Source organism: Amycolatopsis sp. NPDC043887, from assembly GCF_056435665.1.
This window is the reverse complement of the sequence record NZ_JBWKEB010000004.1, coordinates 228,892-241,965: the sequence shown is the minus strand read 5'-3', so window position 1 is coordinate 241,965 and position 13,074 is coordinate 228,892. Positions and strand designations below refer to the sequence as shown.

Below are 13,074 nucleotides of genomic sequence, written 5' to 3'. Positions count from 1 at the left end.
AAAGTCGCCACGTTCGCCCTACGAGTACCAGCAGTCACAGCGGCGGCGCGTGAAGGCCCCTTCACGTACTTGAGCGCGTAAGAACACCGGTACCGAGCCGGTCAAGCCTCGTGAGTGGCCAGGACGGTTAGAACCGTCCTGGCCACTCACGAGGCTGGGGCTCACTTGCGGTTGTAGAGCCGCATCGTCAAGGTGCCGAAGATCGCGAGGATGACCGCTCCGGCGATCAGCACCCAGGTGATCTCGCCGCCGTCCCAGTTGCCGTCCATCATCGAGCGGACCGCCGCGACCACGTGGGTCACCGGGTTGACGTCGACGAAGGCCTGCAGCCAGCCCGGCATCGTCTCCGGGTTGACGTAGATGTTGCTGAGGAAGGTCAGCGGGAACAGCACCATCATGCTGACCCCCATCACCGACTTCTCGCTGCGCAGCAGCAGGCCGAACATCGTCCAGATCCACGAGAACGCGAACGAGAACGCCAGCAGCAGGAGAATCGCGGCGGCCACGCCACCGAATCCGCCGGCGGGGCGGAAGCCCATGATCAGCCCGACGCCGAGGATCACCAGCGACGCGATGAGGTACCGCAGCATGTCGCCGAGCAGATAGCCGACCATCGCCGACGGCCGCCAGATGGGCAGCGTGCGGAACCGGTCGAAGACGCCCTTCTCGATGTCGGTGTTGACCGAAATTCCGGTGTACATGGTGATCATCAGGATGCTGCTCGCCATGATGCCCGGCAGCACGAACTGCAGGTACTGCGTCGGCGAGCCGGACAGCGCGCCGCCGAACAGGTAGGTGAACATCAGCGTCATCATGATCGGGAACGCCGTGACGTCGAACAGCTGCTCGGGCACGTGCTTGATCTTCAGCATCGCGCGCCACCCGAAGGTGACCGAAGTCGACAGCGCGCTGGGGCGCTGAGGACGGTTCTTCGCGATCAGGACGGCGGCGAGATCCTCCGCCTTCGGTGCCGCGAGAACGGGTTCGTTGTCTTTGACTGCCGTGGTGCTCAAGCTGCACTCTCCTCAGGCGTGGCGGTGCGGTCGGTCAGGGCCAGGAAGACCTCGTCGAGGCTCGGCTGGCCGAGGGAGAAGGTGTCGACGACGATGCCGGCGCGCGCGAGCTCGGACAGTGCGCGCGCGGCGTGCTCGGCGGCACCCTGTTCGGTGCTTTCGCCCGTGAGCCGCGCGGTGAGCGCGACCGGGTCCGGTTCCAGCAGCACCTGTGCCTCCAGGTTGCGGACGAGCAGCGCTTCGGCCTCGGCACGCTGGTCGGCCTCCCGAAGCCGGACGTGGATCGCGCCCGCGCCGACCGACGCCTTCAGCTGCCCCTTGGTGCCTTCGGCGATCACCTTGCCGTGGTCGATGACCGCGATCCGCGAGGCCAGCTGGTCGGCCTCGTCGAGGTACTGCGTGGTCAGCAGGACAGTGGTGCCGTGCCGCACGATCGCGCGCACGATGTCCCAGACCTGGTTGCGGCTGCGGGGATCGAGCCCGGTCGTCGGCTCGTCGAGGAAGAGCACGTCCGGGGTGTTGAGGATGCTCGCGGCGATGTCGATCCGCCGCCGCATCCCGCCGGAGTAGTTCTTCACCTGCCTGCCCGCGGCCTCGGTCAGGCCGAACGCCGCCAGCAGCTCCTCCGCCCGTGCGCGGGCGGCCGGTTTGCGGTGCCCGGTCAGCCTGCCGATCAGCACCAGGTTCTCGGTGCCGGTCAGGTCTTCGTCGACCGAGGCGTACTGCCCGGTCAGGCTCACCATGGACCGGACCGCGTCGGCCTCGCGGACGACGTCCTTGCCGAAGACGCGCGCTTCTCCACCGTTGGGGCGGAGCAGGGTCGCGAGCATCTTCACGGCGGTGGTCTTGCCGGCGCCGTTCGGCCCGAGGACGCCGTACACGGTGCCGGCGGGGACCTTCAGGTCGATCCCGTCGACCGCCCGGTTCTCCCCGAACACCTTGACCAGCCCCGAGGCTTCGATGGCCAGTTCACTCATTTTCGTTTCCTTTCAGAAGCATTCAGCAGACGTAGGGGCGAGCGGCGCGCGCTTCGCGCAGGGCGAGACCCCACCAGGCGAGCTCGTCGAGCAGGGTGGTCACGGCCTGTCCCTGCCCGTCGCTGTCGAAGGGGGTGCCGTCGCGGGCGAAGGTGCCGTCGAGGAGGTTGAAGGCCACGGTGTCGCGCATGGTCACCGTGTGCAGTTCGGTGAAGATCGTGCGCAACTGCTCCACGGCGTAGAGCCCTTGCGAGCGGTAGCCGTAGGAGACGAAACCGACCGGCTTCGCGCGCCACTCGTCGTAGGCGCAGTCGATCGCCTGCTTGAGCGACGCCGGGAAACTGCGGTTGTACTCGGGGGTGACGACGACGAACGCCTCGGCCTCGTCGACCAGCCTCGCGAACCGCTTCATGTCCGACGTCGGATGCTCCGGCAGCCCCGTGGGCAGGTCGAAGTCGACCAGGTCGAGCACTTCGGCGACGAGGTCTTCCCGGTTCTCCGCCCGGCCGGTGAACCACTTGCCGACGGCGTCCCCCACCCGCCCCTCGCGGGTGCTTCCGATGATCACCGCGACCCGCAGTGGACTGGTGTCCATGACCGACCTCCTCTCGCTTCACCCCTTGGGCGCGAGAAAGCCGCCGGACTTTCGCTAGATCGGATCTAGCGGGCGCCCGGCGGCTTCGGTCGGTGATCTCGCTAGGCGTCCAGCGCGATCGCGATCGCGCCCAGCAGGGACGCGTCCTGGTCGAATTTCGCCGAGACCAGTTCCGGCGGGAACGGCACGGCTTGCGCGAGCCGCTCGCGCAGCGCGGGCAGCAGGATGTCGGCCGAGCGCACCAGTCCCCCACCGACGGCGACGCGCTGTGGGTCGAGCGCGATGGCGAGGTTCGCGACGTGCATCGACAGTTCGTCGAGCGCAGCGCCGACCAGTTCCTTGGCCTGTGCGTTCTCCCTGGCGAGGCCGAACAGTTCACCCGCGGTCACCGGGCGGCCGAGCAGCACACTCGCCCGGCCGCCCAGCCCACGCCCACCGACGGCTTCCTCCAGTGGCGCCGCTCCACTGGCGAACCCGTCGGTGTCCTGCGGCGAGAGGAGGTTGTACCCGATCTCTCCCGCAGCGCCGTTGGCGCCGGCCAGCAGCCGGCCACCGACCAGGACCGCCGCGGCGATCCCGGTCCCCAGCGAGAGGAACACCGCCGGATCGGTGTCCGCCAGCGCCCCCCATCGCCATTCCGCGAGCGCCGCCGCCTTGGCGTCGGTGCCCACCTCGATCGGCACGCCCTCGAACTCGGCGGCGACGAGGTCGCGCAGCCGCAGTTCCTCCCAGCCCGGCACGTTGGGCGCGAGCAGGATGCGGTCCTCCAGCACGATGCCAGGGCTGACCACACCGATCGCGACGAGCCGGTCCGCGGCGCCTTCGTCGGCGAGCAGTTTCCGCGCGGCGGCGAGCGCGCGGCTCACCACCTGTTCGGCGCCCGCCTGCGCGTCGGTGTCCAGCCTCCGGGTGACCAGGAGGCTCCCGGACCGGTCGGCCAGCCCGATCGCGACCTTCGTGCCGCCGAAGTCGATCCCCAGGATCAGGTCTTCCCCCGTCACTTTCCGTTCCCCTCTGCCGCCCCCGCGAACGCTTCCTGAATTCCCTTGGGCCCGAACGGCCACACGCGCTCCGCCTTGGCATAGGCCAGGAACGCCGCCACGCCGAGCGCGATCCACCCCACCGAAAGCCCGATCGAAAGCCAGGTGGCGGAGAAGTAGATGTAGATCCAGCCGAGCAGCGCGATGACCGTCGGGATCGGGTAGAGCCCTTGCCGGTACGGCCGCTCCAGCTCCGGCCGCCGTCGCCGCAGCACGACGATCGCCGCGACCTGCGCGAGCGACTGGATGAGCACCAGCACCGTCACCGCCGCGTTGATCACCGCGGTCAGCGTGAAGAGCGAGCCGATCGCGGCGATGACGCCCATCGTCAGCACGCCGGCGGTCGGCAGGTTCAGCTTCGGGTGCAGCCTGGCGAACACCGGCAGGAACACCTTGTCGCGCGCCGCTTCGAACGGGACCCGCGAACCCCCGAGCAGGCCGGCGAACACCGAACCGATCGCGGCGATCACGATGAACACGGTGATGACCTTGGCCGCGCCCGTGCCCCACGCCTGTTCCAGCACGGTGGAGGCGACCGAAGTGGCGTTCTTCAGTTCCTCCAGCGGGATCGAGCCGAGCACCCCGAGCTGCAGCAGGAAGTAGAGGCTCATGATGCCGAGGATCGAGAGGATGATCGACCGTGGCAGCGTCCGGCCTGGGTCACGAACCTCGCCGCCGAGGTAGGCGCTGGTGTTGTAGCCGAGGTAGTCGTAGATGGCGATGATCAGGCCGGCGCCGAGCCCGGCCCAGAACGCGCCGCCGTCGAACGAGAACGCGCCAGGTGTGAAGGCGAACGCTTGCGCGCCGTCGAAATGGGTGAAGGCCGCGACGATCACCGAAAGGGCGGCGAACAGCATGATCCCGAACAGGACGGTGGTCAGCTTCCCGATCTCGCCGATCTTGCGGAACAACGCCAGCACGATCAGGACGATGACGCCGAGGCCGATGATCTTGCCGAGCGGCGTCGTCCCGCCGTCGTCGGCGACCCCGGGGACCAGGTACCCGAGGTACTGGACGAGCCCGATGATGCCGGTGGACATGATCAGCGGGATGAACAGCACCGCGCTCCAGGCGAACAGGAACGGCATGAGCCTGCCGGTACGGGAGCCGAACGCCTCGCGCAGATAGACGTAGGTGCCGCCGGCGCCGGGGAGGGCGGCGCCGAGTTCGGCCCAGATCAGGCCGTCGGCCAACGCGATGACCGCGCCGATGAGCCAGCCGAACATGGCCTGCGGGCCGCCGAGCGTCACCACCATCGCGGGGATGGTGACGAACGGGCCGATGCCGCACATCTGGGTCATGTTGATGGCGGTCGCCTGGAGCGGCCCGATCTTCCGCTCGAGCCCCGGCCGCGGGGATGAACTCAAAACGCGCCTCCCTGTTAGTTAGTAAAGTTTCTTAACATAATTTCGGGCGTGTCGGAAGGCCGGTCCGCAAAGTTGTCGTGCTCCGGTCCACCAAGCCGGGACGTATCAGGGAGCCGTCGGTCCGCGTCCTTGTCCGGAAGGACGTCTTCCCCAGGAACGGTGAGGTCCGTGAAACGGCTGTTCAGCGCGGCGATGGCGATCGCCGCACTCGGGTTCGCGGCGGCCTGCGGCGGGACCGACGGGCGGGCCGGACACCGGCCGCACTGAAGACACCCGTCCGCCTGGCGCCGTCGCCGGGAGCCCGATCAGGTAAAACAGCGACCTGCTCGGCACCGCCAAGAGCGCGATCGAGCAGAACCTCGAGCGTCTCCGCAAGAGTTCCGGCGGTGCGGCGTTTCGGTCGTGATCGTGGGCGAAGGGAACTGCATCCGCCCGAATCCGGTGAACCCGGGCGCGACGATCACGGTCCAGGCCAGTACGTCTTCGGCGTCGCGTTCGTGATCCCCAGACCGACGAGCTGCGCCTGGAATTCGGGCGTCCCGATGGGCCCCGCCGCCAGGCTGCTGACGCGGGTCAGCGCAGGTGGCGCTCCAGCCACTCGGTGACCGCTTCGTCGGCGACCTTCGCGATCGGCAGCTGCGGCGCGGGATCGATGCCCGGGTCTTCGGCGAGCGGGTGGGCGAGACCGGGGAGGCGACGTAACCGGACGTCTTCCGACACCGCGTACCGGGCACGCACCGCGTCGACGAGTTCGTCGGCGTCCGCGCGGAACGCGGGGAAATCCTCTTCGCCGCTGACGACCAGCAGCGGAACCTGCGGTTCCCTGGCCGAAATTTCACCCGATCGTGCGACGAAGTCGAGCTGATCCGCCGCCTGGTTCGCTTCGTCCGTCCACGTATAGGGCTGTTCCAGCATGGTTTCCACCACGCCGACCAGCGACCGCGCCCGGACGGCGGGGTTGACCAGCGCGGCGGCCCGCACCGGGATCTCCCTGGTGGCCAGGATCGTGAGCGCCACGGCACCACCGAGGGAACCGCCGACGACGGCCATCCGCGAGGTGTCGAAACCGAAGCGTTCCCGCAGTTCAGCCAGTGCGGCGGGGAATTCCAGCGCCGCCTGCCGGACGAACGGGTCCGCGTAGGCGAGCACCGCGTCACGGACGGCCCGTTCGACCACCGCGTCCATGCTGCCGTCGACCATTCTCGCGCCGCACAACGGCATTCCGAGATACACCCGCCACGCGGGCACCCCGGCCAGCGGCAGCGCGGCCGCGAACGCGGCGTCGGTGCGGGGCGCGTCGATCATGTGCCAGGCGACGACCACCGGCGCGGAGCCGCTGACCTCGGCCGATGGCGGCAGGACGGTGAACGGTACCCCCGCCGCCGTGCCCGTGACCGGTTCTCCCACCGCTGTCCCCCCTCGCGTGCTGTCGATCTCCACGATATCCAGGACGCAGCGGAGGCGGACCTCGTTCCGCCACAAGCGAAACAGTATGCCCGCGGGGTCACCCCGACGCGCCGCGGAGGTGGTTGCGGATGACCGGCGGCGGCCGAATAGTGTTGCGGCCCGGCCCTTTGGAGGTGAACCGCCCGTGCCCGATGTCGACTACTACGAGGTGCTCGGCGTGGGAAAGGCCGCCTCGGTCAACGAGATCAAGACCGCGTACCGGCGGCTGGCGAAATCGCACCACCCGGACACCGGCGGATCCGCGCTCACCTTCCAGCTGGTCCGCGAGGCCTACGACACGCTCAGCGATCCGATGCGGCGCGCCGGCTACGACGCGGGCGGCCGCTCGGTGCGCGCCCCGATCCGGCCGCGCCCGCGGCGTCGCTTCGGCGAAGAACCGGGCTACGAGCCCGAACCGGTCGTGATCGATCCGGACGACCTCGAATGGTGGGAATTCGCCGCGCAGGACGCGCGCGTGCGGCACGGGCGGCGGCGCGGGCCCGGGCACACCCCGGTGGTGGCGGCGGTCGGCGGGATGGTGCTGGTGCTGCTGCCGGTGCTGACCGGCGTCGGATTCTCGGCCCCCACGCTGATCGTCTGGCTGATCCTGACCGCCGGGACCGCGCTGCTCGTACAACGGCTCGCACGCGGCTACCTGGCGGCTTCCCGCGCCAAGACCCGGTTCGCCGCCGAATTCGGCGGGAAACGCGTGTTCGGCACCCCCGGCGTCGAGACCGACGAACTCGCCGAACGGCTCACCGCCGACCTGCTCGAGCGCTACCTGACCCGGCTGCCCGGCGCCCGGATCTTCCACGGCCTCTCGTGGCCGGATTCGGTGTTCGCCGACGTCGACCACGCCGTGTTGTGCGGAAAGCGGCTGGTGCTCATCGAATCGAAGCTGTGGCTGCCGGGGCACTACGAAACCGATGACGACGACCGTCTGCTGCGCAACGGCCGTGCCTTCCGCGGCGGTGGGAGCAGGCTGACCGAAAGCCTCGCCGAATACCGGCGGATCCTGCCGGGGGTCGCGTTGCGCGGGGCGATGATCGTGTACCCGAGCCGGACCGGTGAGATCACCACGGACCTCGAGGATCCCTCCCCCGCGCCACCCATGACGCCGGAACAGTTCCTGCACGAGATCGGCGGGTGGCTGGCGGCGGAGCCGTCCACTGTGGACTCGGCGACGATGCGGGTGGTGCGGGACCGGGTGGTCGGCACCGTCTGAGACAGCGGCAGCCCGCATTTCGTCCTCTGAATGCGGTAGTTGGCAACGTGAACTACCGCATTCAGAGGACGAAACGCATTCGGGGTCCAGCGCGTGAAGGCCCCCTTCCCTCGGCTGAGCCGAGGGAAGGGGGCCTTCACGCGCAAAAGAAGAACTACCGGACCGAGCGCTCCTTCTTGGCGCGCGCGGAACGGGTGCAGACCTCACCGACGTCGACCGTCTGGCCTCGGTCGATGTAGACGTCCGCCAGCCCGACGAGCTTGCCCTTCGGCGACGTACAGGTCAGCTGGTACGCCTCCTTGGGGCCGTAGGTCGGCGGGATCGGCGACTGGAACGACACTCCGCCGGTCCAGTCGTCCACAGCGGACGGATTCGCCTGCGAGTAGTTGACCAGCACGGCCGTGTAGTCCCCGGCGGGCGGGTCGTACAGGATCGCGTGCTCTTCCGTGGTCGAACCGTTCGCCGACGACGACACCATGTTGCCCGCGGAGTCGAAGACGTACAGGTCCCAGTCCGTGTCCTGGCTGGCCCACTTGACGTCGACGCTGAACTTCCCGTTGTCGACCTTGGGGAGCCCGTCGACGTGGAACGTGAAGCTCTCCGAAGCCGGGTCGGCCGGGTAGTTCGTGTTGATCGCCGGGACCCCGGCCGGGTTGACGGCCTGGATCGCGGGCTGCGCCGGACCCTGTGGCTCGCGGCCGTAGCGGCCCGCGACGTAGGGCCGGGTCGACGGGTTGATCGACCACGCGAACCGGCCGCCGGTGGAGGACAGCGACGAGTTCAGGTCGTCGGTGACGTAGATCGGCGGCTTCGTCGAGCCGTCCGGCTGCACCACCGGCGAGGTCGGCGTCTGGAACGTCTTGTGCAGCTTCAACTGGTAACCCTTCGGCGCCGTACCGATCAGCGTCGAATGGGCCGCCGGGTCGGCGGTGTTGGCCAGCATGTCGATGAACGCGGCCCGGTTGCCGCCCTTGCCCGCGCCCGCCGCGGGGGCGACACCGGTGTACTCGGCCACGACACCGTCGGCGAACGGCGGGTGGAACTCGTTCGGGCCGACCTCGAAGGTGAAGCCCCAGCCACCGGTGGCCCAGTACGACCAGTCCTCGGTCGAGCCGGTCGTGTCGTAGAGCGCCCACGACGGCTGGCTGGTGTACCCGTTGCGCGAGGCCATCTTGTCGCCGAGCGCCTTGTACGCCGGCTCGTCGAGCGGCGGGCGGACGGCGGCGACACCCGGGACACGCAGCACCAGGTTGGAGTAGGTGTGCAGCGTGATCAGGTTGGTCACCTGGCGGTTGGACACGATCGAGCGGATGTTCTGCGTCTCGGGCTCGGAGAACGGGCCGGAACCACGGAACGTGTCACTGCGCCACAGGGTCGACGCGCCGGCGCCGCCCCAGAAACCCGCGTAGTTGCGGTTCGGGTCGGTTCCGCGTTCGCGGCCCGCGGGGTTGGCCTTGCAGACACCGGTCGCGAATTCCTTGGGCGAGTCGTTGACGTTGCAGTTCTTGCGCTTCATTTCATAGTCGAACCGCGAGAAGTCACCCTTGGGCTCGGCCTCACGGGAGATTTCGAAGCCGTCGGGGTTGACGATCGGCACGATGATGTTGCGCGTCCGGCCGACCAGGCCGCGGATCTCGGCGTTGCCGCCGGTGTAGCCCTTGACCAGCTCGTGGGCCCATTCCATGGCGTGCTCGCCCGCCGGCCACTCCCGGGCGTGGTGCACGCCCATGGTGAAGTTGACGGGTTTGCCGTCCGCGATGTTCTTGACGTCGCTCGCGACCTCGAGGCCGATGACGTCACGGCCTTCCCAGGTCGGCTGCGGCAGCGTGAACGCCGTGACGAGCTTGGGGTTCTTGCGGGCCAGTTCCTTGACCTCGAACTGGTAGTCGTAGAGGTGCCGGTAGCTCGTACGCCCGGACGGCAGGGTGGAGCCCGGCGTCTTCGCGGCGTACTCACGGTCGGTCTTGGCGTTCTGGATCGACTTGGCCGAAAGGTCGGCCTCGACCACCTTCGACTTGAAGCCGTTGTCCGCCAGCGTCTTGCGGTCGGCGTCGTTGGCGAGGACGACCTCCACGCCGCTGGCGTCGGCCTTCTCGGTGACGTCGAGGCCGAGCCGGAGCAACTTGTCCTTGTCCTGCTTGGCCGGGGTTTCGACGCGGACCAGCTCGGCGCGCTGCGGCGCGTGCGCGGCACTGGTCGGTGTCCCCTGCGGCGTGAGGGCCAGGAAGTCGACCCCGAGCAGCGCGTCGCGCGTCTTGCCGTCGTACCGGCAGGTCTGCACGACCAGCTTCTGGTCCTTCTTCACGAAGCCTTCGGCGAGTTCGTGGCTGCGCAACGCGGCGGACGCGGCGACCACGGCGCCGGTGTCCTTGTCGAAGACCGCGAGGTCCCAGTCGCCCTCGGCGCCGCCACGAGGCGCGATCCGCGCCTGCAGCAGACCGTCCACTGTGGACGTGAACTCGCGCCGGTCGGTACCTGCCGTGCCCGGCTTCTGGAGCGCGGCGAAACAGGAACGCGCCACGGCCTGATTGGCCCGGACCACGTTGTCCGCGGCCACCGCCGTCGTGGCCGACGGAAGTGCCACGAAGGTGCCGGCGAGCACCAGGGTCGCCGCCGTCCATCCCGCTCTTCGCCGGTTTGGTGAATACCCCACAGACTGACCTCCTTGGACAGTCCGGTGACCGGGTGAGGTCACCGGTAGCGAGACCCTAGACCCGGGACACCGCCGGAGGGACCCGCCACAAGTCGCCTGCACCCCTTTCGGCCCAACGATCTCACCGACCGTGCCGGAACGATCACCGGCGTATGCGCCGCGGGTGGGGGTCATCCTGTCGATTCCGACAGGAAAGCCTAAGAAAACCTTCAGGTTGGGTGGTTACCTTTCAACCATGACGACGCCCCAGGTCACCACCAGGTCCCCGCTGGCCCTGCTGGCCGCCGTGGCCTCGGTCGCCGGCGGAGCGCTGCTGATCCTGCTCCTGCAGATCCTCCCCGCCACCAGCGACATCAGCCCGGTCCGCCGCACCATCAGCGAATACGCGCTCAGCGAGAACAAGTGGATCTTCGACGTCGCGGTCCTGCTGGTCGCGCTGGGCTCGGCGATCGGCTTCGGCGCGCTGATCCGCCGCAAGCACCTTCCCGTGCTGTCCGCGGCCTCGGTCTTCTGCGCTCTCTGGACGGTGAGCCTGGTGGTGATCGTGGCGTTCCCCAAGAACAACTGGGCGATCGGGCCGAGCATCGGCGGGACGGTGCACCGGATCGCGAGCGTCGTGGCCTTCGTCTGCCTGCCGCTGGCCGTGTGGTTCGCGGCGAAGGCCGTCTTCCCCTCCTCCCGCGCGCGGCGCGCCGTGACACGGGTGCTCGCGGTGGCGGCCTTGGCCTGGTTCGGTGTGATCCTCGGAGCGATCGTGATCTCGATGAACGGTGGCGAGCCCTGGTGGCGGGCGATCCCGCTCGGGCTGGTGGAGCGCGCGATGGCGCTGACCGGGCTGCTCGCGCTGGCGTCGCTGCTCATCCCCGCGCGTGTGGTCACCGCACCGGTGACCGAGCAGGCCGAAGCACTGGAGACAGCGTCCTGAACGCCGAACGCCTAGCCCGCGCCTGGGACGAAGCCGCCGACGGATACGAGGCGTACTACGTCCCCCGGTTCGCGCCTTGGGTCTCCGCGGCGGTGCGCGCCCTGCCCACCGAACTGCCCGACGGCCCCGTCTTCGTCCCGTGCTGCGGGACCTTCCCGGAACTCGACGTGCTCAGCTGGCACCTGCCCGGCCGCGAGATCGCCGGCATCGATCTGTCCGCCGGCATGGTCGCGAGGGCAAGGCGACGGGCCGCGGGCGATCCACTCGTACACGTCGTCGAGGGTGACGCCTCGGAACTCGAACCGGCCTCGGCCGCCGCGGTCGTTTCGGTCTTCGGCCTCCAGCAACTCCCCGAGCCCGACGCCGCACTCCGGTCCTGGGCGGCCGCGCTGCGCCCGGACGGCGTGCTTTCGGTCGTCTACTGGCCGCACAGCACCGAACCGGGCGGGCCGTTCACGGTGCTGTCCGACGTGCTCCGGGAACGTGTCCCCGCCGTCGACCGGTCCTGGGAGGAACGGCTCGTACCCGCGCTGGAGGGCGCCGTGCTCGAACGGGACGAGCCTTTGTCGTTCCCGATGGTCCACCCCGACGCGGACACGTTCTTCACCGCGCACACCCGGTCAGGGCCGATGCGGCCGCTGGCGGACGCGCGCGGCGAAGAGTTCATCGCCGAGCTGCGCGCGGAATTCCTGCGAAGGTCCCCGGCAGGGGAATGGCGGCACCGTCCGACTGCCCGGCATATCGTCGCGCGGGCGGCAGACCGGGCCTGACCTCGTCCTCTGCAGTGTCTTCGGCGTCCTTGCGCAAGCGTGCAGTACAGACCGAAAGGTGCACGACGTTGGCGCGCTTGTGATGGCGGTACACGTGGACGTCGGAGGCGAAGCACGCCGCGGCCAGCAAGGCCCGCCGCTGCTCGATGCGCTCGTAGCCGACGCCTGCCGGGCAGAACACGGTGACCTCGACCTCGTCGCCGCGCGGTTTGGTCCACAGGATCACCGGCAGCTTGCCGTCGAGCGTGCACACCCGGGCACGGGCGAACCCGGTCCGCAGCCGGTGCTGCACGACGATCGAGCGGAGCCGGTCGCGGAGGAATCGCCGCGCCGAGCGCCAGTAGAACAGCCAGTTCGCGGCACCGAACAGCACGACCGCGCCCCAGATCGGGCCGACCGCCTGGAAAAGCGAGATCAGCGCGTACGGGAGGACGAGTAGCGCGCCGATCTCGTATCGCCAGTGATAAAGGGCGGTGACCGGGTTCGGCCTCCTGACCACCGTGATCTCCCTGGCCAGCTCGGCGATCGCCTGGGGTTCCTGCCAACGGCTCATGGCCTTCCTCCTGTCCGTCCGGCGGTTTGCTCGGCGGCCACGGCCGCCGCGGGAATGGAGCGGACGACACCGGCACCGGCGCAGTCCGGGCAAACGGCGTCCTCATAGGGCCACCACCCCGTGCCTCCGCACGGCGCGCAGGCGTGGACGGTGTCCCAGCGGGGATCTCGGTAGACGCGGCGCCTGCTGTCCGGCACCCGCGTCACCTGCCAGCCGCGAGCGGCCGCGCGCGTGTCCTCGCCGGTCGCGAAGAGCCATTCGTGGAAGCGTTCGAGAAGTCGATCGAACCAAGATCGGGGCGCTGCCGTGTGGTTCTCGTGGTGGGACATGAGGTTCACCCCCGATACTGCGAAGCGCGGACTCGGGTCGGCACACACGACGCCTACTCGGGCATTCGTGTGGCCCGCAGGCGACGCGAACAGGTCAGATGCGCAGCGTCACATTCAGATGGCTGACAGCATCCGTTCTCCGGTCGTGCCCGGGTCGGACCGGTCCTCGTGGCCGGGTGGG

12 protein-coding genes are annotated in these 13,074 nt (G+C 69.2%); 3 read left to right on the top strand and 9 right to left on the bottom strand.

Annotated features, from left to right (window positions below; translation table 11 throughout):
- Positions 1 to 161 precede the first annotated feature (161 nt).
- The 6 genes from AC069H_RS12940 to AC069H_RS12915 form a co-directional block, all read right to left on the bottom strand.
- The gene (locus AC069H_RS12940; protein WP_340682979.1) at positions 162 to 1,013 is read right to left on the bottom strand and encodes an ABC transporter permease; all 852 of its coding nucleotides are present in this window, start codon (positions 1,011 to 1,013) and stop codon (positions 162 to 164) included.
- Positions 1,010 to 1,990, bottom strand: a complete 981-nt coding sequence (locus AC069H_RS12935; RefSeq protein WP_340682980.1) for an ATP-binding cassette domain-containing protein — start codon at positions 1,988 to 1,990, stop codon at positions 1,010 to 1,012. Before AC069H_RS12935 ends, AC069H_RS12940 begins: the two co-directional genes overlap by 4 nt.
- A 22-nt stretch (positions 1,991 to 2,012) precedes the next feature.
- The gene (locus tag AC069H_RS12930) at positions 2,013 to 2,585 is read right to left on the bottom strand and encodes an NADPH-dependent FMN reductase (RefSeq protein ID WP_478232372.1); all 573 of its coding nucleotides are present in this window, start codon (positions 2,583 to 2,585) and stop codon (positions 2,013 to 2,015) included.
- A 101-nt stretch (positions 2,586 to 2,686) separates the two neighbouring features.
- Positions 2,687 to 3,586 carry an ROK family protein gene (locus tag AC069H_RS12925; RefSeq protein ID WP_478232371.1) on the bottom strand — a complete coding sequence of 300 codons (900 nt, stop codon included), beginning with the start codon at positions 3,584 to 3,586 and terminating at the stop codon, positions 2,687 to 2,689.
- On the bottom strand, positions 3,583 to 4,992 hold the full coding sequence (locus tag AC069H_RS12920) for an APC family permease (RefSeq protein ID WP_478229054.1): 1,410 nt from the start codon (positions 4,990 to 4,992) through the stop codon (positions 3,583 to 3,585). The genes AC069H_RS12925 and AC069H_RS12920 overlap by 4 nt, the downstream gene beginning before the upstream one ends.
- A gap of 573 nt (positions 4,993 to 5,565) precedes the next feature.
- Positions 5,566 to 6,399, bottom strand: a complete 834-nt coding sequence (locus AC069H_RS12915) for an alpha/beta hydrolase family protein (RefSeq protein ID WP_478232370.1) — start codon at positions 6,397 to 6,399, stop codon at positions 5,566 to 5,568.
- Positions 6,400 to 6,583: 184 nt separating this feature from the next.
- Here AC069H_RS12915 and AC069H_RS12910 point away from each other — a divergent pair, with 184 nt between their 5' ends.
- Positions 6,584 to 7,663 (top strand): J domain-containing protein, encoded by a 1,080-nt coding sequence (locus AC069H_RS12910; protein WP_478232369.1) that lies wholly within the window; start codon positions 6,584 to 6,586, stop codon positions 7,661 to 7,663.
- Positions 7,664 to 7,817: 154 nt separating this feature from the next.
- Here AC069H_RS12910 and AC069H_RS12905 read toward each other — a convergent pair whose 3' ends face one another.
- The gene (locus AC069H_RS12905; RefSeq protein WP_478229051.1) at positions 7,818 to 10,316 is read right to left on the bottom strand and encodes a M14 family zinc carboxypeptidase; all 2,499 of its coding nucleotides are present in this window, start codon (positions 10,314 to 10,316) and stop codon (positions 7,818 to 7,820) included.
- Positions 10,317 to 10,551: 235 nt separating this feature from the next.
- On the opposite strand from AC069H_RS12905, the gene AC069H_RS12900 reads away from it, so the two are divergent.
- Together AC069H_RS12900 and AC069H_RS12895 are read left to right on the top strand one after the other, a co-directional pair.
- Entirely contained in the window at positions 10,552 to 11,241 is a 690-nt protein-coding gene (locus tag AC069H_RS12900) for a DUF998 domain-containing protein (RefSeq protein WP_478229050.1), read from the top strand.
- Between the two features lie 92 nt (positions 11,242 to 11,333).
- Positions 11,334 to 12,011, top strand: a complete 678-nt coding sequence (locus AC069H_RS12895) for a class I SAM-dependent methyltransferase (RefSeq protein ID WP_478232368.1) — start codon at positions 11,334 to 11,336, stop codon at positions 12,009 to 12,011.
- Here the strand turns inward: AC069H_RS12895 and AC069H_RS12890 are convergent.
- Both AC069H_RS12890 and AC069H_RS12885 read right to left on the bottom strand, forming a co-directional pair.
- On the bottom strand, positions 11,905 to 12,564 hold the full coding sequence (locus tag AC069H_RS12890; protein ID WP_478232367.1) for a hypothetical protein: 660 nt from the start codon (positions 12,562 to 12,564) through the stop codon (positions 11,905 to 11,907). The genes AC069H_RS12895 and AC069H_RS12890 overlap by 107 nt on opposite strands.
- Positions 12,561 to 12,893: a hypothetical protein gene (locus tag AC069H_RS12885; RefSeq protein WP_478232366.1), complete on the bottom strand. Its 333-nt coding sequence runs from the start codon at positions 12,891 to 12,893 to the stop codon at positions 12,561 to 12,563. Before AC069H_RS12885 ends, AC069H_RS12890 begins: the two co-directional genes overlap by 4 nt.
- Positions 12,894 to 13,074: the final 181 nt, after the last annotated feature.

What these genes read in the sequence shown, in the direction of transcription:
- AC069H_RS12935 (WP_340682980.1), bottom strand. Translation starts at nt 1,990, where the DNA reads ATGAGTGAACTGGCCATCGAAGCCTCGGGGCTGGTCAAGGTGTTCGGG.
- AC069H_RS12930 (WP_478232372.1), bottom strand. Translation starts at nt 2,585, where the DNA reads ATGGACACCAGTCCACTGCGGGTCGCGGTGATCATCGGAAGCACCCGC.
- AC069H_RS12900 (WP_478229050.1), top strand. Translation starts at nt 10,552, where the DNA reads ATGACGACGCCCCAGGTCACCACCAGGTCCCCGCTGGCCCTGCTGGCC.
- AC069H_RS12890 (WP_478232367.1), bottom strand. Translation starts at nt 12,564, where the DNA reads ATGAGCCGTTGGCAGGAACCCCAGGCGATCGCCGAGCTGGCCAGGGAG.
- AC069H_RS12885 (WP_478232366.1), bottom strand. Translation starts at nt 12,893, where the DNA reads ATGTCCCACCACGAGAACCACACGGCAGCGCCCCGATCTTGGTTCGAT.